21 protein-coding genes are annotated in these 17,166 nt (G+C 69.9%); 10 read left to right on the top strand and 11 right to left on the bottom strand.

Annotated elements, in window-relative coordinates; genetic code table 11:
* Positions 1-58: 58 nt before the first annotated feature.
* Together G5B46_RS08660 and G5B46_RS08655 are read left to right on the top strand one after the other, a co-directional pair.
* On the top strand, positions 59-478 hold the full coding sequence (locus G5B46_RS08660) for a lysozyme inhibitor LprI family protein (protein ID WP_165257803.1): 420 nt from the start codon (positions 59-61) through the stop codon (positions 476-478).
* Between the two features lie 137 nt (positions 479-615).
* Complete coding sequence (locus G5B46_RS08655) at positions 616-1,254, top strand: helix-turn-helix domain-containing protein (protein WP_165257801.1); 639 nt, start codon at positions 616-618, stop codon at positions 1,252-1,254.
* Positions 1,255-1,315: 61 nt separating this feature from the next.
* Here G5B46_RS08655 and bfr read toward each other — a convergent pair whose 3' ends face one another.
* Positions 1,316-1,798, bottom strand: coding sequence for a bacterioferritin (gene bfr, locus G5B46_RS08650; RefSeq protein WP_058349593.1), 483 nt, complete (start codon positions 1,796-1,798; stop codon positions 1,316-1,318).
* 152 nt (positions 1,799-1,950) lie between these two features.
* Positions 1,951-2,136 carry a (2Fe-2S)-binding protein gene (locus G5B46_RS08645; RefSeq protein ID WP_058349592.1) on the bottom strand — a complete coding sequence of 62 codons (186 nt, stop codon included), beginning with the start codon at positions 2,134-2,136 and terminating at the stop codon, positions 1,951-1,953.
* A gap of 263 nt (positions 2,137-2,399) precedes the next feature.
* Between G5B46_RS08645 and thiE the strand changes: the two genes are divergently transcribed.
* Positions 2,400-3,047 carry a thiamine phosphate synthase gene (thiE, locus tag G5B46_RS08640; protein ID WP_165257798.1) on the top strand — a complete coding sequence of 216 codons (648 nt, stop codon included), beginning with the start codon at positions 2,400-2,402 and terminating at the stop codon, positions 3,045-3,047.
* A gap of 83 nt (positions 3,048-3,130) precedes the next feature.
* Positions 3,131-3,538, top strand: a complete 408-nt coding sequence (locus G5B46_RS08635) for a hypothetical protein (protein WP_165257797.1) — start codon at positions 3,131-3,133, stop codon at positions 3,536-3,538.
* A 131-nt stretch (positions 3,539-3,669) separates the two neighbouring features.
* Here the strand turns inward: G5B46_RS08635 and G5B46_RS08630 are convergent, their stop codons facing one another.
* Positions 3,670-4,527, bottom strand: a complete 858-nt coding sequence (locus G5B46_RS08630) for a sigma-70 family RNA polymerase sigma factor (RefSeq protein ID WP_165257796.1) — start codon at positions 4,525-4,527, stop codon at positions 3,670-3,672.
* Positions 4,528-4,650: 123 nt separating this feature from the next.
* Positions 4,651-4,956 carry a hypothetical protein gene (locus G5B46_RS08625; RefSeq protein WP_165257794.1) on the bottom strand — a complete coding sequence of 102 codons (306 nt, stop codon included), beginning with the start codon at positions 4,954-4,956 and terminating at the stop codon, positions 4,651-4,653.
* 262 nt (positions 4,957-5,218) lie between these two features.
* Here G5B46_RS08625 and G5B46_RS08620 point away from each other — a divergent pair, with 262 nt between their 5' ends.
* On the top strand, positions 5,219-6,016 hold the full coding sequence (locus G5B46_RS08620) for an inositol monophosphatase family protein (RefSeq protein WP_165257792.1): 798 nt from the start codon (positions 5,219-5,221) through the stop codon (positions 6,014-6,016).
* A gap of 63 nt (positions 6,017-6,079) precedes the next feature.
* On the opposite strand, the gene G5B46_RS08615 is transcribed toward G5B46_RS08620, so the two are convergent.
* Positions 6,080-6,283, bottom strand: a complete 204-nt coding sequence (locus G5B46_RS08615; RefSeq protein ID WP_165257789.1) for a helix-turn-helix transcriptional regulator — start codon at positions 6,281-6,283, stop codon at positions 6,080-6,082.
* Positions 6,283-6,960 (bottom strand): hypothetical protein, encoded by a 678-nt coding sequence (locus tag G5B46_RS08610; protein ID WP_165257787.1) that lies wholly within the window; start codon positions 6,958-6,960, stop codon positions 6,283-6,285. Before G5B46_RS08610 ends, G5B46_RS08615 begins: the two co-directional genes overlap by 1 nt.
* 122 nt (positions 6,961-7,082) lie before the next feature.
* On the opposite strand from G5B46_RS08610, the gene G5B46_RS08605 reads away from it, so the two are divergent.
* Positions 7,083-8,168, top strand: coding sequence for a glycerophosphodiester phosphodiesterase (locus G5B46_RS08605; RefSeq protein ID WP_165257784.1), 1,086 nt, complete (start codon positions 7,083-7,085; stop codon positions 8,166-8,168).
* Here the strand turns inward: G5B46_RS08605 and G5B46_RS08600 are convergent.
* Positions 8,125-8,697: a hypothetical protein gene (locus G5B46_RS08600; protein ID WP_165257782.1), complete on the bottom strand. Its 573-nt coding sequence runs from the start codon at positions 8,695-8,697 to the stop codon at positions 8,125-8,127. The two genes, G5B46_RS08605 and G5B46_RS08600, sit on opposite strands and share 44 nt — an antisense overlap.
* 155 nt (positions 8,698-8,852) lie before the next feature.
* On the opposite strand from G5B46_RS08600, the gene G5B46_RS08595 reads away from it, so the two are divergent.
* Positions 8,853-9,179, top strand: coding sequence for a hypothetical protein (locus tag G5B46_RS08595; RefSeq protein ID WP_165257780.1), 327 nt, complete (start codon positions 8,853-8,855; stop codon positions 9,177-9,179).
* On the opposite strand, the gene G5B46_RS08590 is transcribed toward G5B46_RS08595, so the two are convergent.
* The gene (locus G5B46_RS08590; RefSeq protein ID WP_165257778.1) at positions 9,176-9,709 is read right to left on the bottom strand and encodes a hypothetical protein; all 534 of its coding nucleotides are present in this window, start codon (positions 9,707-9,709) and stop codon (positions 9,176-9,178) included. The genes G5B46_RS08595 and G5B46_RS08590 overlap by 4 nt on opposite strands.
* Before the next feature lie 85 nt (positions 9,710-9,794).
* Positions 9,795-11,654, bottom strand: coding sequence for an ABC transporter transmembrane domain-containing protein (locus tag G5B46_RS08585; protein ID WP_165257777.1), 1,860 nt, complete (start codon positions 11,652-11,654; stop codon positions 9,795-9,797).
* A gap of 114 nt (positions 11,655-11,768) precedes the next feature.
* Here G5B46_RS08585 and rpmE point away from each other — a divergent pair, with 114 nt between their 5' ends.
* Positions 11,769-11,999 (top strand): 50S ribosomal protein L31, encoded by a 231-nt coding sequence (gene rpmE / locus G5B46_RS08580; RefSeq protein ID WP_058349579.1) that lies wholly within the window; start codon positions 11,769-11,771, stop codon positions 11,997-11,999.
* Between the two features lie 252 nt (positions 12,000-12,251).
* On the opposite strand, the gene G5B46_RS08575 is transcribed toward rpmE, so the two are convergent.
* A complete protein-coding gene (locus tag G5B46_RS08575; protein WP_165257775.1) occupies positions 12,252-13,139 on the bottom strand; it encodes an oxidoreductase in 888 nt (295 codons plus the stop codon).
* A gap of 141 nt (positions 13,140-13,280) precedes the next feature.
* On the opposite strand from G5B46_RS08575, the gene G5B46_RS08570 reads away from it, so the two are divergent.
* Positions 13,281-14,177, top strand: coding sequence for an AraC family transcriptional regulator (locus G5B46_RS08570; RefSeq protein ID WP_165257773.1), 897 nt, complete (start codon positions 13,281-13,283; stop codon positions 14,175-14,177).
* A 157-nt stretch (positions 14,178-14,334) separates the two neighbouring features.
* Here G5B46_RS08570 and G5B46_RS08565 read toward each other — a convergent pair whose 3' ends face one another.
* Positions 14,335-16,107, bottom strand: coding sequence for a HAMP domain-containing sensor histidine kinase (locus G5B46_RS08565; protein ID WP_346764895.1), 1,773 nt, complete (start codon positions 16,105-16,107; stop codon positions 14,335-14,337).
* A 195-nt stretch (positions 16,108-16,302) separates the two neighbouring features.
* Here G5B46_RS08565 and G5B46_RS08560 point away from each other — a divergent pair, with 195 nt between their 5' ends.
* Complete coding sequence (locus G5B46_RS08560; RefSeq protein WP_165257769.1) at positions 16,303-17,154, top strand: HAMP domain-containing sensor histidine kinase; 852 nt, start codon at positions 16,303-16,305, stop codon at positions 17,152-17,154.
* Positions 17,155-17,166: the final 12 nt, after the last annotated feature.

Genomic DNA, 17,166 nt, shown 5'->3' with positions numbered 1-17,166 from the left:
GCGCCTTGAAGGCGTCGAGATCGGCGGGTCATCCTGCCCGCCGAAAGCGAGGATCCGCATGCTGCTACGACGACTGACGCCCGGCCTGATGCTGCTGGCCATCGCCGCGCCGCCGGCCTTCGCCGCCTCGGATCCGATCGACCCCCAGAAGGAATATTCGCCGGCCTACGACCGCTGTTTGAACAGCGGCGACGCCATCAAGGGCGTAACCGCCGCCATGGCCGGCTGCACCAACGAAGAGCTCCAGAAACAGGACGCGCGCCTGAACCGCGCCTACAAGGCGGTGATGGCCAGGCGATCCAAGGCCGAGCAGGCCAAGCTGCGCACCGTCCAGCGGGCCTGGATCAAGCGGCGCGACGCCGAATGCCAGGAAGACCTGACCGGCGGCACCATCGACATGCTCAACATCGGCGGCTGCCACCTCAGCATGACCACCGTGCGGGCGGTCGAGCTGGAGCGGATGGCGAAGAGGCGCTGACGAGGAACTCCCGCCGGGCGGCGCCTACGCAGAACCCCTTATGCGGCGCTCCCGAATTTACCCGTACGGAGAGTAGGGGGAATGTGCCGGCGTTGGGGCGGCGTCTCTCGCCCCCATTCCTTCGGGAGCCGTCTCTGATGCTGTCGCCCCTTCGTTTCGAGCCCGCCTGCGCCCAGCCGGCCCTGCCGGTCGCCGCCGCCAGCGTGATCCGCTACGCCGCCGGCGAGGAGATCTTCGCCGAGGGCGATCGCGCCGACCACGTCTACGAGCTGGTCGAGGGCACGGTGCGCACGGGCCGGCTGCTGCGCGACGGCCGCCGCCAGATCGACGCCTTCCACTTCGCCGGCGAGGCCTTCGGCTTCGAGGCCGGCGAGGTGCGGCGCACCACGGCCGAGGCGGTCAGCGAGGTCACCGTCCGCATCGTCCGCCGCCGGGCGCTCAGCGATCTGGCCGCCCGCGACGGGCAGGTGGCCCGCCAGCTCTACCAACTGACCATCTCGGGGCTGCAGCGCAGCCAGGACCACGTGCTGATGCTGGGCCGCCGCAGCGCCTGCGAGCGGGTGGCGGGGCTTCTTCTGCTGCTGGCCGACCGCACCGGCGAGGCGGCCTTCGACCTGCCGATGAGCCGCCAGGACATGGCCGACTATCTGGGCCTGACCATCGAGACGGTGTCGCGCACCCTGACGGGCTTCCTGCAGGAGGGCCTGATCGCCCTGCCGACCGTGCGCCACGTCGAACTGCTCGACCGCGACGCGCTGGAGGCGCTCTGCGAATAGCAGAACGGCCTCCCCGCGGGGGCGGGAGGGCCGTTCGACGTCTTCAGGCTTTCGTGGCCGATCAGGCCGCCGGCAGTTCGCCCATGGCGCTCTGCAGGTAGTTCTGCTCGCCCAGCGACTTGATCAGCGACAGCTGGGTTTCGAGGTAGTCGATGTGCTCCTCGGTGTCGTTGAGGATCTCGCGCAGCAGCTCGCGGCTGATGTAGTCGCGGGCCTGCTCGCACTGGACGATGCCGGGCACCAGCAGTTCGCGGTTGAACAGCTCGATCGACAGGTCGGCGGCCAGGCATTCCGGCACGGTCTCGCCGATCTTAAGCTTGTGCAGGTCCTGCAGGTTGGGCAGGCCCTCAAGGAAGAGGATGCGGTTGATCAGCTTGTCGGCGTGCTTCATCTCGCCGATCGATTCCTGGTAGACGATCTGGCCGAGGCGCTTGAAGCCCCAGTTGTCGTGCATGCGCGCATGCAGGAAGTATTGGTTGACGGCCGTCAGCTCGTTGGTGAGCACAGCGTTCAGGACGCGGATAACGCCGGGATCGCCTTGCATGGCGGCCTCCTAAGGTTCGAGTTCGACCGAACCCTTAGTCGCGTTTTTCTGCGCTTCAACAGTAATGTGTGCAAGTGTTTCGCAGCCTCACAGAAAAGCGTGAGAGTGCTTCGCGGTAACCTGAAATCGTCGACTTTGCGTCGCAGGAAGCCTTATTCGGCTGCGTAAGCCAGAGCTTCCTGAGCTTCCTGGATCATCTGGCGCATCTCGCATACGCACTTGGCGCACTGGGCCTGGCAGCCCTTGTGGCGGAAGATCTCGGCCGGACGAGTCGCCCCCGCGTCGATCGCGGCGCGGACTTCACGCTGGCGGATGCCGTTACAATTGCAGACGTACAAGGAAAGAACGCCCTACCGAATGATTGTCATTCTCATCTAACAGTTTTCCACCGGTTTGCAACTGACTCTCAGTCGAGTGAACGGCGGCGCGTCGTCGCAGGCGAGGGGGGGCGGAGTAACAGCCGAGGGCTTGGCTCCCCTTCTCCCGAGCTTCCCCGCGAAGGCGGGGAATTGACGGTGTATATGGGGTCTATCGGAGAGAGCCTTCCCGGCCCAAGCCCCCCAAAGTCGCGCTCCGCCTCAAATCGGCGTAAAGGCGGCGCATGACGCTCGACTGCCGCCTCTATCTGATCACCCCGCCGTCCCTGGCGGACTTGGCCGCCTTCGGCCGCCAGCTGGCCCGCGCCCTGGAAGGGGGCGACGTTGCGGCCCTGCAGATCCGTCTCAAGGACGTCTCCGACGAGGCGGTGGCCGCCGCCGTCGAGGCCCTCGCGCCGATCGCCCGCGCCCACGACGTGGCGGTGATCCTCAACGACCGCCCCGACCTTGCCGCCCGCCTCGACTGCGACGGCGTGCACGTGGGCCAGGGCGATACGCCCTATGCCGCCGCCCGCAAGCTGATGGGCAAGGACCGCATGGTCGGCGTCACCTGCCACGACAGCCGCCACCTGGCCATGGAAGCCGCCGAGGCCGGGGCCGACTACGTGGCCTTCGGGGCCTTCTTCCCGACCACCACCAAGGACGCGCCGATCGTCGCCGAACCCGACATCCTGTCGATCTGGCAGGAGACGATGGAGGTTCCCTGCGTGGCCATCGGCGGGATCACCGCCGCCAACGCCGCAGGCCTGGCGACCGCCGGCGCCGACTTCCTGGCCGTCTCGGGCGGGGTGTGGGCCCATCCCGAAGGTCCCGACGCGGCCGTGGCGGCCCTGAACGCGGCCATTGCGCAGGGCCTGGCCGCCCGCGGCTAACGCGCATAACGACGTTCTCTTGCCGTGGTTGTGCGACCGGCATAGCCTCCCTCCCCAGCGAACGATAACGGGGAGGGACCGCCATGAAGAAGCGGCTCGTAGCGTGTTTGCTCAGCGTACCTCTGCTCGTCCCGGTCGCCGCTCCGGCGGAGACCTGGAAACCGGCCCCGGGCGAGGCCAAGACCTTCTATGACGCCGATTTCCTGAGGGTGGACGAGAAATCCGGCCTGGTGGTGCTGCGCATCGCCGAAGGCAAGGGCGGCGGGCCCTACAAGGCCTGGCCGGCCGGCAAGGGCCCGATCATGCTCTTCGCCCTCGACTGCGCCGCCGACAAGTGGATGGACCTCGGCATGGACTTCGCCGGCGACAAGGGCCTGCCCAAGAACTGGCGCCAGGAAGCCAAGCTCGACGACATCTCCGGCGCGGCGGGCAAGGCCGGCAAGCTGGCTTGCGAGACCAAGGACAGCCTGGCGAAGGTTCCGTTGCCCTGATGATCCCTCTCCCCTTGCGGGAGAGGGTGGCCTCCCGAAGGGAGGTCGGGTGAGGGGTCTCTCAGAACTGTCCGCGCGACCCCTCATCCGTCGGCCTTCGGCCGCCACCTTCTCCCGCAAGGGGAGAAGGATCACGCCACGACGCGCGCCAGCTTGTCGGGGTTGCGCATGGTGTAGACGGCGGCGATGCGGCCTTCGACGATGTCCAGGCCCATGGTCTGGATGACCACGCCAGCGTGCGACAGCACCACGCCCGGCTGGCCGTTGATGCGCGCCAGGCGGACGGCCACGTCGTCGGGCTGGGGCCACTTGCGGGCGATGCCTTCGAGCAGCCGCACGGCGTTGTCGAGGCCGAAGACCGGGTTCATGGTCGCCGAGGCCTTGCCGCCGCCGTCGGCGTGCATGACCACGTCCTGCGCCAGCAGTCCGCGCAGCGTGGCGGCGTCGCCGCTCAGCGCCGCGGCGATGAAGGCCTTGGTCAGGCGGCGCTCCTCGTCGGGGCTGGGCTTGTAGCGGGGCTTGCCGGCCTTGACGTGGTCGCGGGCCCGGGCGGCCAGCTGGCGCACGGCGGCTTCCGAGCGGTCCAGCGTGGCGGCGATCTCGGAGAAGGGCGTGTCGAACACGTCGTGCAGCAGGAAGGCCGCCCGCTCCAGCGGCGTCAGGCGTTCCAGCGCCAGCAGGAAGGCCACGGTCAGGTTCTCGCCCAGGCCGAAGGTCTCGTCGACGTCGACCACCGGCTCGGGCAGCCACTCGCCGACATAGAGCTCGCGCCGGGCGCGGGCCGACTTCAGCCGGTCAAGGCACAGGCGCGAGACCACGCGGTTGAGAAACGCGCCCGGATTGTCGACGTCGGCCTCGTCGACCTCGCGCCAGCGCAGCCAGGCGTCCTGCACCACGTCCTCGGCCTCGGCCCGCGAGCCCAGCATGCGATAGGCCAGGCCGGTCATGGCGTGGCGGCGGCTTTCGAAGATCGTGTCGGCGGCGGTCATCGGCGGATCCCTCGGGTTCTCGCCGACAGGACGAGGCCAGGGCGCCAGACGTGACATGGCCGCAGAGTTTTTTCCCGACAATTCCGCGCCGCCGGGTGGGGATCCCCGGCGGCGCGGAAGGCTTTACTCGGCCGCGTTGGCGCTGGCCGAGCGCAGGGCGGCGTAGTCGGCGCGGGCCTTGCCGAGGGTCTCGGTCACGCACGAGGCATAGTTCGGGTGGCGGCTGCTCTTCAGGGCCGCGCTGCACACCTGGCGAGCGGCGCGGGTCAGCTCGTCGCTGACCACGGACGCGGTCTTGCCGGTCACCGACACGCGTTGCGAGGAGCCGGCGGGAGCGTGGGACGAGCCGCCCAGCAGGGTTTCGGCGGCGACGGGTTGGGCTGCGGCCAGCAGGGCGACGGCGGCGGCGATCAGGGAGAACTTGGTCATGGGGTCGTTCCTTCTTTGCGCTATGGGGAGTTTGCGCGTGGCGCGACCCCTCGCTTTGCGCTGGATCAACCGCCGCTCATAAAATTGACCGATCGGTCCCTTTTTTCAAGTGGCGAGGCCCAGGCCGCGACAATCTGCCCCGCCTTGCCTTCCGGCGGCGCCGCGTCTAGGTTCCGCGCCCGCTCTTTCCCACTGCCATCGTCCGTCTCCCGCCGCCGCGCTTCTGCGCGCCGGTGCAGGGAAATCCATAGGATATCCGCCCGTGCCCACGCCTTCCGCCCTTCTCAACGTGATGATCGACGCCGCGCGCAAGGCCGCCCGGGGTCTGGCCCGTGACTTCGGCGAAGTCACCGAGCTGCAGGTCTCCAAGAAGGGCGCGGGCGACTTCGTGACCAACGCCGACCTCAAGGCCGAGCAGACCCTGTTCGAGCTGCTGAGCAAGGCGCGTCCGGGCTACAGCTTCCTCGGCGAGGAGCGCGGCATGGTCGAGGGCACCGACAAGACCCACACCTGGATCGTCGACCCGCTGGACGGCACCACCAACTTCATGCACGCCATCCCGCACTTCGCGGTCAACATCGCCCTGCAGCGCGAGGGCGAGGTCGTCGCCGGCGTGACCTACAACCCGATCACCCACGACCTGTTCTGGGTCGAGAAGGGCAAGGGCGCGTTCCTCGGCGCCGAGAAGCGCCTGCGCGTCGCCGCCCGCAAGCACCTGGACGAGTCGGTGCTGGCCACCGGCGTGCCGTTCGTCGGCAAGCCCGGCCACGGCCAGTTCCTGAAGGAGCTGCACCAGGTCAGCCAGAAGGTCGCCGGCGTGCGCCGCTTCGGCGCGGCCTCGCTCGACCTGGCCTGGGTGGCCGCCGGCCGCTTCGACGCCTACTGGGAACGCAACCTGAAGCCCTGGGACGTCGCCGCCGGCGTGCTGATGGTCCAGGAATCGGGCGGCAAGGTCACCACCATCGAAGAGCACGGCGACCCCGTGCAGGGCGCCTCGATCCTGGCCTCGAACCCCGAGCTGCACCCGCAGGTGCTGAAGGCCCTGCAAGCGGCCGGCTGAGGCGCCTGACCGCATTGAACGACGAAGGCTCCGGGGCATGGCTCCGGAGCCTTTTTCTTTGCGTCAGCGCTCGATCTTGAGGATGTCGCCTGGCTCGCAGTCGAGATAGGCGCAGATCTTCTCCAGCGTCTCGAACCGTACGCCCTTCACCTTGCCCTGCTTGAGCAGCGAGAGGTTGGCCTCGGTGATGCCGACATGGGCCGCCAGGTCCTTGGACTTGACGTTGCGGTCGGCCATCACGACGCCCAGCTTGACCACGATCCGCATCAGACGATCTGGGCGTGGTCTTCAGCGATGCGCGAGGCGCGGACCATGATCAGGGCGATGATGGTCAGGGTGACGGCGTAGATGGGCGTGAGCGCGTCGGCCAGGATGGGGAGCGTCATGTTGGCGCCGTTGTAAACGTACACAACCTTCTTGGCCCAGGTGGGGTTCACCAGAAAGAAAGTTACGTGCGCGGCTAACCGGCTCAATGCGCTCGCGAACGGTGTAAGGCATAAGAACAACAGGCCGCCCAGGGCGAATTTCACGAGATGGCGGATGGTAGCCTTGGCGAGGTGCCGTCCTCGCGCGATGCCAATGAAACAGAGGCAAGCGTGGACCAAGCCGTATGCAAGTAGGGTCGAGGGCAGGAGGGCCGCGCTGCTGCCGGCGAACGAGGGCGCCTCTTCGGAGAGTGGCCGGGCCGCCGGTAACTCCTGGCATCGATCTTCGTAGCAGGAGGTTCGCTTCGACACTGGAATCTGAAGCGACAGATGAGGCATGTCGAAGTCTAGGGGGCGTCCAGTAACGCTGACGAGAGAGGTCAGGACGCTGCCGAAGAAGACGAGTGAGACGATTGCGGCGGCGGCTGCGCCGCAGAACAAGGCCATCGCCAGGCTCAGGCCCCGCAGCCCTGTGTCGCGCCAGCGCGGCAGGTGAGTTGAGATCGTTCTGATGGCCATGTCGCCCCCGAGCGCTGATGTTGAAATTATCAATCCACGATAATTTATTGTCGTCAAGCGATGGTTGTAATTTGTCGCTTTTCGCTCGCCAAACCGTCACACCCGCGCGCTAATCAGCGGCCATGACCCTACTGACCCGCCGCGCCATGACGACCGCCGCTCTCGCTGGCACCATGGGCGCCAGCATGATCCCGACCATGGTCCGCGCCGGCGTGCGCAAGCCGGTGGTCATCGCCCACCGAGGGGCTTCCGGGGAACGTCCCGAGCACACGCTGCTGGCCTACGGCCTGGCCGTGGACCAGGGCTGCGACTTCATCGAGCCCGACCTCGTCGTGACCAGGGACGGCCACCTGGTGGTGCGCCACGAGAACGAGATCGGCGGCACGACCGACGTGGCCGCCCGGCCCGAGTTCGCCGGCCGCAAGGCGACCAAGACCATCGACGGCGAGAGCCTGACGGGCTGGTTCACCGAGGATTTCACCCTGGCCGAGATCAAGACCCTGCGGGCCCGCGAGCGGCTGCCGCAGCTGCGTCCGGCCAGCGCCGCCTTCGACGGCCAGGCCAGCGTGCTGACCTTCGACGAGGCGGTCGCCTTCGCCCGCGCCGAGAGCAAGCGCGTGGGCCGCACGATCGGCGTCTATCCGGAGATGAAGCACCCGGCCTATTTCGCCTCGATCGGCCTGCCCATCGAGGGCCGCATGGTCGAGGCGCTTAAGCGCAACGACCTCAACTCCAAGACCGCGCCGGTGTTCGTGCAGTGCTTCGAGGTGGGCCCGCTGAAGACCCTGCGCCTGAAGACGCCCGCGCGCCTCGTCCTGCTGGTGGCGGGCGAGGGCGGTCCGGCCGACCTGCCGAACGTGAAGTACGCCGACCTCGTCACGCCCGAGGGGCTGAAGGGCGTGGCGGCCTATGCCGACGGCCTGGGGCCGGAAAAGACGATGGTCGTGCCGCAGGACAAGCAGACCCTGCTGCCGGCGACCTCTCTGGTGAAGGACGCCCATGCCGCGGGCCTGCTGGTGCATCCCTGGACGGTGCGGGCCGAGAACTACTTCCTGCCGGCGACCCTGCGGAAGGGGAATGCGTCCGCGCCCGACTACCTGGCCCAGCGCGGCGACGTCACGGCGGTTCTGAAGGCGCTGTACGCGGCCGGCGTCGACGGGGTGTTCAGCGACTTCCCGGGGCTGGCGGCGGCGGCGCGACAGGCCTGAACGAGGCCAGCACCCGGTCGTAGGTCAGGGGCATGTTCCCGGCGAAGCCCGTCGAGGAGATGACGTAGACATAGCGTCCGGCCAGGATGGCGCGGGCCTTCATCATGATGTTGTCGTCGGAGAGGGCGCGATAGGTCGCCTCGACGGCCCTGCCATGCTCCAGCGTGACCGGTCGGGTCTCGACGAGCCGCGCGCGCTGCTCGGCGGCGAACTCCTCCATCATGCCGTTCAGCAAGGCGCTTTCCTTGGCCTCGCCCAGCGAGATCGCCGCGCCCAGGTCGACCGCCAGGATCGCGATCTCTCCGTTGCGGTCGCGGTAGGCGAGGTTGAGGCTGGGCGGCGCGGAGCGGTCCTCCTCCCGGTCGGGTGCGACGGGCAGCTCGACCGAGAAGCCGTACGGGGCCTCTTCCTGGCGGCGCCAGTCGTCGGGCATCGCGTAGTAGGGCGGCTGGGCCAGGGCCCCTGTCGCGTGGCCGGCCAGCAACGCCGCGCCCATCGCCGCCGCCGCGATCCGTCTGCCAAAGCCCATGTCCGACGCCCCCGTCTGTCGAAATCTCCGCCGATGATGCTCTAGCACGGCCGACAACTTGGGCGAGATGATCGTTTCCCACAGCGTCCGGCGGTCGTGTCACACGCGGGCGTTGCAAAGGCGACATGCTGACCGCTCCTGACCGGGAGGCCCGCATGACCCAGCCGTTCCAGCTTTCCCTGGCCCCGCGCCAGCTGACCCAGACCATCAATCCGTGGTCGTGGAGCTTCGGCGACTTTTCCCTGTTCACCGTCAATCTGGGCCAGTCGCGCAGCCCCGAGGTGGAAAGCCGCGTGCTCGACGAGGTGGGCAGCTACGGTCGCCAGATCGGCCGCATCAGCGAGGCGCTGCTGGCCCTGGTCGACTGGGCGCAGGAGCAGCCCGACGGCCCCTCCAGCCCCGCCTTCCAGGCCCTGCGCGACCAGGTGGCCCACGTGGCCCTGATCAAGAAGGCGGTCGAGGCCGAGAAGGCGGGCGGCTAGCCGGCCTTGCGCAGGGCGTGCAGGCGAAAGCCGCCGCGCACGCCGGCGATGAAGCACAGCAGCGCCAGCGCGCTGAGAGTGAGGCTCAGGGCCAGCTGCAGCGGCGGTGTGAGCCCGGCCGTCTGGCCGCCCAGCAGGCCCGCCAGCGTGGCCAGCAGGCCGTACAGCGCCAGCAACAGCATCAGAAGCGGGATGATCCTCGTCCGCCGCCGCCACTGCACGACGCCCAGCCAGCCGTAGACCAGCGACACCACGACGGCCAGGCCGATGGTCGTCCAGGCCAGGCTGGGGCCGATGCTGCGCATCACGGCCTCGGCCACGACCGGGTCCTGGTGCACGGCCTTGGCGGCGGCGGCCGCGCGCATCCTGGCCAGGTAGGTGTCGAAGCGCAGCAGGATCGAGGCGGCGCCGATGACGCTGCCGGCGGCGGTCAGCCACAGCCCCACGGCGCCGGCGCGCGCCGCTCGGCCCGCGCTTTCCGCATCGGTCAGCCTGGCCAGCGGATTGAGGACGGTCAGCTTGTCGATCACGATACGCAACCCCCGGGACGAAGGGCGCGAGCTTTCGACGCCCGCGCGCGCTTCGTCAATGCGACGGAAGAGGGGGCGGCGAGGCTCAGGCCGCCTCGACGCCGAACTGCAGCCGGGCCAGGCGCGCGTAGAGGCCGCCCTTGGCCACCAGGTCGGCGTGCCGGCCTTCCTCGACCACGCGGCCGTCCTCCATGACCACGATGCGGTCGGCCTGCAGCACGGTGGCCAGGCGGTGGGCGATGACCAGCGTGGTCCGCCCGCTCATGGCCGCGTCCAGGGCCTGCTGCACCAGGCGCTCGTTCTCGGCGTCCAGCGCGCTGGTGGCCTCGTCGAGCAGCAGGATCGGGGCCTGGCGCACCAGGGCGCGGGCGATGGCCAGGCGCTGGCGCTGGCCGCCCGACAGGGTCTTGGCGCGCTCGCCCACCGGCGTGTCGAAGCCTTGGGGCAGGGCGGTGATGAAGCCGGTGGCCTGGGCTGCGTCGGCGGCGGCGCGGGCCTCCTCCTCGCTGGCGTCGGCGCGGCCGAAGCGGATGTTGTCCATCGCCGAGCCCGAGAACAGCGGCGAGTCCTGGGCCACCAGGGCCATGGTCCCGCGCACCTCGGCGGGCGTCGCCTCGCGCAGGTCCACGCCGTCCAGGCGGATCGCGCCGTCCTGCGGGTCGTAGAAGCGCAGCAGCAGGCGCAGCACGGTGCTCTTGCCCGCGCCCGAGGGGCCGACCAGGGCGACGGTCTCGCCGGGCTTCACGGTCAGCGAGAAGCCGTTCAGGGCCGGAAGGTCCGGACGGCCCGGATAGGCGAAGGCCACGTCCTCGAAGGCGATCTCGCCGCGCACGGGCGAGGGCAGGGTCTTGGGCGCCTCTGGAGGGGCGATGCCCGGCTTGGCGTTCAGCAGCTCGGCGATGCGGTCCATGGCGCCCGAGGCCTTCTGGACGTCGCCCCACACCTCGCCCAGGGCGCCGACCGAGCCGGCGGCCATGATCGCCAGCAGGGCGAACTGGGCCAGGGTGCCCGGCGTCATCTCGCCCTTCAGGACGAGCTGGGCGCCGAACCACAGCAGAAGGGTCACGCCGCCGAAGGCCAGGGTGATAACCACCGAGGTCATCAGGGCGCGGGCGCGGATGCGGCGCACCGAGGCGTCGAAGGCGGTCTCGACCGCCGCGCCGAACCGGCGGTCGGCCTCGCGCTCGCGCACGAAGGCCTGGACGGTGTCCAGCGCGTCCAGGCTCTCGCCGGCGTAGCCGACGGCGTCGGCGAAGCGGTCCTGGGCGGTGGCTGACAGTTTGCGCACGTTGCGGCCCATCAGGAACATCGGCGCCAGCACCACCGGCACCATCAGCACGATGAAGCCCGCCAGCTTGGGGCTGACCACGGCCATGTAGCCCAGACCCCCCACGAGGCTGAGGGTGTTGCGGATGGCGATCGAGGCCGACGCGCCGACCAGCTGGTCGATCAGGGTGACGTCGGTGGTCATCCGCGACAGCACCTCGCCGGTGCGGGTCTTGAGGAAATAGGCCGGATCCAGCGACAGCACGTGGCCGTAGAGCGCGCGGCGTAGGTCGGCCACGACCCGCTCGCCCAGGCGCGTGACGAAAAAGAAGCGCGCGGCCGTGGCCACGGCCAGCACCAGGGCCACCCCGCCCAGCAGCAGGAAGGCGCCGTTGACCGCGCCGGCCCCCGGCGCGCCCTTGGCGAATCCCTTGTCGATCACCTCCTTGAAGGCGGCGGTCAGGCCCAGGGTGGCGCTGGTCGAGAACAACAGGAAGAAGCCGGCCGCCAGGGCGTCGCCGATGTGGCGGCGGACGAACGGCAGCAGGTGGGCGAGGGGCCGGATGTCCTTGCGGCGCGGGCGGCGGGCGGCCGCCTCGCTCAGGCTCTGGGCCAGTTCGGCGCCGGCGCCGGGTCGGCCGTCGGCCTGAATCTCGCCGCCGTTAACGTCGGTCATCAACTGGGTCCTTGCCAAAATCGCGCGGGTTCTTTATAGCCGCGCGTCTTCGAGGGCCACCCCGCTGGTGGCGCTCACCCACATTTCACGCCGCGCTCTAGTCGGTTGGACCGTCCGATGAAACAGAACATTCACCCCGACTACCACTTCATCACCGTCACCCTGACCGACGGCTCGAGCTACCAAACCCGCTCGACCTACGGCAAGGAAGGCGCGAACCTGGCGCTCGACATCGACCCGCGCACCCACCCGGCGTGGACGGGCGGCAACGCCCAGCTGATGGACCGTGGCGGCCGCGTCTCGCGCTTCAACGCCAAGTTCGCCGGTTTCACCGCGAAGAAGGCCTAAAGCCTCGAAGTCTCGCCGTAAGGGCGACGAAAAGCCGGCTCCGCGTTCGCGGGCCGGCTTTTTCTGTATCTGGGCCTTGGTTCTGGCTGGGCGGGATGGGATCTGCGTCCGCCTGCCATTTCACTGTCATCCCGGCCGGAGGAGCGCGCCAGCGATCCATAGAGCCGGGATCTCCCACGTTCGGGATATGTCCGCCGTGGGAGATCCCGGCGCTTCGCTACGCTACGGCCGGCATGACAGAGTCTACTGGTCCTAGCGCCAGGCGGTGGTGGTCTCGGCTTCCGGCCTGAACTCGAAGTCGCCGTCGGTCGAGGCCGACAGGTCGCGCCAGGCGTCCAGTTCGCCCTGCAGGCTGTCGATCTTGGCCTGCACCATGGCCAGGGCGTCCGTGCCGGCGCACCAGCGCACGGGCGGCCGCTCGGCGTTCGCCAGCGTCACCAGGGCCTGGCCCAGGCGCGCCGGGTCGCCGGCCTGGTTGCGGCTGCGGGCGTCGTAGAAGGCCTTCAGGTCGGCGGCGACCTGGGCGTAGTCGGCGATCGGGTGCGAGCCGTGGCGCACCGAGGTGGCCTCCAGGAAGTCGGTGCGGAAGAAGCCGGGCTCGACCACCGTGACGTGGACGCCGAAGCGGCGGACCTCGCCGGCCAGCGATTCCGAGAAGCCCTCCACGGCGAACTTCGAGGCGCAGTACAGCGTGCCGCTTTCGCCGCCGACGATGCCGCCCACCGAGGCGATGTTGAAGATCCGGCCCGAGCGCTGGGCGCGCATGATCGGCAGCACGGCGCGGGTGACGTGCATCAGGCCGAAGACGTTGGTGTCGTACTGCGCCTGGGCGTCCTGGGCGGTCGATTCCTCGAACACCGACAGGTGGCCGTAGCCGGCGTTGTTGACCAGCACGTCGATGCGGCCAAAGCGGGCCTGGGCCGCGTCGACGGCGGCCTGCACCTGGTCGGGGCGGGTGACGTCGAGGGCCAGCGACAGCAGGTTGTCGGCGTCCGGACCCAGGGTCTCGACAAGGGTCTGGCGGTTGCGGGCGGTGGCCACGACGCGGTCGCCGGCGGCCAGGACGGCGCGGACGATGTCGGCGCCGAGACCGCGCGAGGCGCCGGTGACGAACCAGGTGCGGGGGGCGGGGGAAGTCATGGGGAAGCTCCTTCTGAGGAGCTTGCAGCATGGTCCCGCACCGGGCGCGGGCCGTAGATCGATGCCGTCAGTCTCTTGTACGATCCTGCCAGTCGATCGATCCTCGTTGCTTGGCCGGGCCTTCAAAGGTTGAATATCGCCATGAACAAGTTGCCCGAACTCGTCGCCCTGGTGCGCGGCTGCCTGGGAGAGGCCTCGACGGACGGGGTCGGCCCGCTGGTCGCGCCGGGCCTGCACATGATCGCCAGCACGACCGTCACCGAGGCCCAGCAGCTGGTCTACGAGCCGATGCTGTGCCTGATCCTGGAGGGGGCCAAGACCACCACCCTGGGGGCCGAGAGCTATCCCTATCGCGCCGGCGAGTACCTGGTGGTGTCGGCCGACCTGCCGGTCAGCGGGCGGGTGATCGCCGCGCCCTACCTGGCCGTGGGCGTTCCGCTGGATCCGGCGATGATCGCCGATCTGCTGGTCGAGGCCGGTGAAGTGCTGCCCGAGATCACGCCGACCCGGGCCCTGGCGGTCAGCCGGATGGACGACGACCTGATCGAGACGGTGATGCGCCTGGTGCGCCTGGTTGATCGTCCGCGCGAGGCGACGGTGCTGGGGCCGATGGTCCGGCGCGAGCTGATGTGGCGTCTGCTGAACGGCGAGCGGGGCGGCATGATGCGCCAGATCGCCTCGTCGGGCGGCCGGCTGGACCAGGTGCGCCGGGCTATTCGCTGGCTGCGCCTGCACTACGCCGAACCCATGCGGATCGAGGCGCTGGCGCAGGTGGCGGGCATGAGCGAGACCTCGCTGCACCGACACTTCAAGGCGGTGACCGCCATGAGCCCATTGCAGTACCAGAAGCAGATCCGCCTGCAGGAGGCGCGCAACCTGCTGCTGGTGCAGGGGCGCGACGTGGCGGGCGTGGGCTTTTCGGTCGGCTACGACAGCCCCTCGCAGTTCAGCCGCGAGTACGCGCGCCTCTACGGTCGCCCGCCGGGCCGCGACATGGCGCGCCTGCGGGCCGATCCCTCGCTCAGCGTGGCGGTGTAGTCCCGGTCCTCCCCCTGAAGGGGGAGGTGGCCCGGAGGGCCGGTGGGGGAAGTTTCCGGTGCGCTCAGTCTAGCCCTAACGGCGGCGATCTCTTCCCCCTCAGTCGCTCCGCGACAGCTCGCCCTTCAGGGGGAGCATCTTGAGGTCGTGGTCCGCCTCAGCGCGGCGGGGCGAAGCGGATGACGTTCTCGCCCAGGAAGGGCTCTTCGGAGGCCTGGCCGTCCGGAGACGGCGCGAACAGCGGCTCCATGGCGTCGGCGGTGGCCGTGGGGCTTTCGGGCTTCTCGGGGGCCTTGGGGGCGGCCAGCAGGATGGGCATGCGCACCGAGACGCTGGTGCCCGCGCCCAGGCGGCTTTCGACGTGCATCTCGCCGCCGTGCAGCTGGGCGAAGGCCCGGACCAGCGACAGGCCAAGGCCCGTGCCCTTGGCCCGCTGGTCGACGCCGCCGGCCTGCTCGTAGGGGCGGCCCAGGCGCTCGAGGTCCTCGGGGCTGATGCCGACGCCGGTGTCGGCCACCACGATCTCCAGCATGCCGTCATGGCCGTCGGCGGTCACGGTCACCTGGCCGCCGCGCGGGGTGAACTTCAGGGCGTTGGAGACCAGGTTGAGGACGATCTGCTTGAGGGCGCGGCGGTCGGCGTCGACGTCCAGCTCATTGGGCGGCAGCACGCCGCGCAGCTGCACGCCCACGCTGTCGGCCTGCACCCGCAGCAGGCGCATGGCGGCGTTGACGGCCTCGCGGGCGTCGAACTCGCCGCGCGACAGCTCGAAGCGCTCGGCCTCGATCTTCGACATGTCGAGCACGTCGTTGATCAGGTCCAAGAGGTGGCGGCCGCTTTCGTGGATCAGCTCGGCATACTCGCCGTAGCGGTCGGTCAGGGGACCGAACATGCGGGCGCGCATGATGTCGGAGAAGCCCATGATGGCGTTCAGCGGCGTGCGCAGCTCGTGGCTCATATTGGCCAGGAAGCGGGCGCGGCCGGCGGCCAGCTGCTCTGCATCGTTGCGCGCCTGGTCCAGCTGCTGCAGGTGGCGGGTCTCGGCCGTGACGTCGCGCAGCACGCCGACCAGCATGCCCGGCCCGACGCGGCGCAGGGTCAGCGACAGGGTCTTTTCCGGGGCCTCGGCGGCCGGGAAGGTGAGCACGGCCTGGTGCTCGCGCAGGGCCTGGCCCAGTGCGAAGTCGACGCGGGCGCGCTCGCCCACGACGGCGGCGTGCGACAGGCCGTCGATCATGATCCTGTCCAGCGCCGCGCCCTCCGGCGCCACGCCGCGCACGGTGCGCACCCGGCCCTGCAGGGTGACGACGAAGGCCAGGAACGGCAGGCCGTCCAGCAGGGTCGACAGGGCCGTTAGCTCCGACAGGTTGCGCACGTCGCGCTCGCCGGCCCGGCGGTGGGTCAGCATCAGGCCGGCGGCGAGGCCAAGACCGGTGGTGGCGACGGCCAGGAAGCCGAGGATGAAGGCGGTGGGGCCGGTGGGCGGCGGCGGGGCCAGGCCCGACAGCTGGGTCAGGGCGGCCATGGCGCCGCCGATCAGGGCCAGGGCCGCGCCCTCGGCCAGGCGGCGCGGGGCCGCCAGGGTCGAGGCGGCGGCGACGGGCGCCAGGCACCAGGCGCTCATCGCGCCGGAGACGCCGCCGGTCAGGGCTGCGGCGATCGCGCCGCCGGCGGCCCAGCCGACCAGCAGCATCGATTGGGTGCGTTCGTCCTCGCTGTCGCCCAGCAGCAGGGCGGCGATGGCGGGCAGGGCCCCGGCCAGCAGGGCGGTCCAGATCGGCCAGCCCGTCGAGCCCGGGGTGAAGGCCACCGCCCCGCCGGCCAGCAGGGCCGCGGCCAGCCAGCCCAGACGCCAGGCGCGCGCCGTCTCGCCCGCGCCGAGCGCGGGGCGAAGAGCGGCTCCATCCTGCCGCGGCTGCACCGGGTCGATGTCCAAGGGGGCGGGTCCGCCTCAAAAGGTTCGTTATTGGTGAATCCTAACCCCGCTTCGGCCGATCCCCCAAGCGCGCACAATTGTGGGGCGACCGGCCGAGTCCAGCTTCTTGTGGACGGAAACGGTTTCGTAAGCGGGTTGGTTCAGGGTGGCACAGAATGCCTTTGCGGACAGAAGGTCCGGGAGTTTCATATGTCTCAGACGGCGTCCGCGGACGCTTCGTTCACAGCCGAAGAGCCCGCCGAAAGCGTGGCCGGGGCTGATTCGCGTGGTGCGCAGAGGGGCGCCGAAGGCCCCACCGCGACGTTTCGCCGCGCCGCTGCCCGCGCGCGCCGCAAGGCCGCCCTCGACGATCAGAAGCGTTCCTTCCTGCGCATGGTCAGCCACGAGCTGCGCACGCCCCTGAACGCGGTCATCGGCTTTTCGGAAATTCTCGCCAGCGAGCTCTACGGGCCGCTCGGCTCGCCGCAGTACAAGGAATACGCCAAGCTGGTGCACGAGAGCGGCCTCAAGCTGCTCAAGCTGGTCAACCAGATCGTCGAGATCGCGCGCCTGGAGGGCCACGTCACCGACCTGGACGTCGCCGCCGAGCCCCTGGACGAGGCGGTCGAGGACGTGATGGCCCAACTGCGCGCCGAGTGCGAGGCGCGTGGCGTGGCGCTTAGCGCGCCGGATCTGGTGGGCATGCCGGGCGTGCTGGCCGATCGCCGGGGCCTGCGAACCATCCTCTCCAACCTGATGCAGAACGCCGTCGCCCATTCGCCGCGCGACGGGGTGGTGACCATCGAGGCTGAGCGAGTCGCCGGCGGCATGGTCGAGATCTCGATCCGCGACCAGGGCGAGGGCGTCGACGCCGCCGACCTGCCGCGCCTGCTGCGGCCGTTCGAGCAGGGGGGCGGGGCGTCTCTCACCCGCACCGGCGAGGGGGTGGGCCTTGGCCTGCCGATCGTCGACCTGCTGACCCGGGCGATGAACGGCTCCCTGCGTCTGAAGTCGGCGCCGGGGCAGGGGCTGACGGCGATCGTGAGCTTGCCCGGCTCCTGACGGCTTGCATCA

The sequence above is a fragment of the Caulobacter sp. 602-2 genome (assembly GCF_011043625.1).
Taxonomy (GTDB): domain Bacteria; phylum Pseudomonadota; class Alphaproteobacteria; order Caulobacterales; family Caulobacteraceae; genus Caulobacter.
This window is presented reverse-complemented; position numbering and strand designations above follow the sequence as displayed.

Bases quoted from the DNA above. Each gene is read 5' to 3' on its own strand.
- G5B46_RS08660 (WP_165257803.1), top strand. From the start codon at position 59: ATGCTGCTACGACGACTGACGCCCGGCCTGATGCTGCTGGCCATCGCC.
- G5B46_RS08655 (WP_165257801.1), top strand. From the start codon at position 616: ATGCTGTCGCCCCTTCGTTTCGAGCCCGCCTGCGCCCAGCCGGCCCTG.
- bfr (WP_058349593.1), bottom strand. From the start codon at position 1,798: ATGCAAGGCGATCCCGGCGTTATCCGCGTCCTGAACGCTGTGCTCACC.
- thiE (WP_165257798.1), top strand. From the start codon at position 2,400: ATGACGCTCGACTGCCGCCTCTATCTGATCACCCCGCCGTCCCTGGCG.
- G5B46_RS08635 (WP_165257797.1), top strand. From the start codon at position 3,131: ATGAAGAAGCGGCTCGTAGCGTGTTTGCTCAGCGTACCTCTGCTCGTC.
- G5B46_RS08630 (WP_165257796.1), bottom strand. From the start codon at position 4,527: ATGACCGCCGCCGACACGATCTTCGAAAGCCGCCGCCACGCCATGACC.
- G5B46_RS08625 (WP_165257794.1), bottom strand. From the start codon at position 4,956: ATGACCAAGTTCTCCCTGATCGCCGCCGCCGTCGCCCTGCTGGCCGCA.
- G5B46_RS08615 (WP_165257789.1), bottom strand. From the start codon at position 6,283: ATGCGGATCGTGGTCAAGCTGGGCGTCGTGATGGCCGACCGCAACGTC.
- G5B46_RS08610 (WP_165257787.1), bottom strand. From the start codon at position 6,960: ATGGCCATCAGAACGATCTCAACTCACCTGCCGCGCTGGCGCGACACA.
- G5B46_RS08605 (WP_165257784.1), top strand. From the start codon at position 7,083: ATGACCCTACTGACCCGCCGCGCCATGACGACCGCCGCTCTCGCTGGC.
- G5B46_RS08600 (WP_165257782.1), bottom strand. From the start codon at position 8,697: ATGGGCTTTGGCAGACGGATCGCGGCGGCGGCGATGGGCGCGGCGTTG.
- G5B46_RS08595 (WP_165257780.1), top strand. From the start codon at position 8,853: ATGACCCAGCCGTTCCAGCTTTCCCTGGCCCCGCGCCAGCTGACCCAG.
- rpmE (WP_058349579.1), top strand. From the start codon at position 11,769: ATGAAACAGAACATTCACCCCGACTACCACTTCATCACCGTCACCCTG.
- G5B46_RS08575 (WP_165257775.1), bottom strand. From the start codon at position 13,139: ATGACTTCCCCCGCCCCCCGCACCTGGTTCGTCACCGGCGCCTCGCGC.
- G5B46_RS08570 (WP_165257773.1), top strand. From the start codon at position 13,281: ATGAACAAGTTGCCCGAACTCGTCGCCCTGGTGCGCGGCTGCCTGGGA.
- G5B46_RS08560 (WP_165257769.1), top strand. From the start codon at position 16,303: ATGTCTCAGACGGCGTCCGCGGACGCTTCGTTCACAGCCGAAGAGCCC.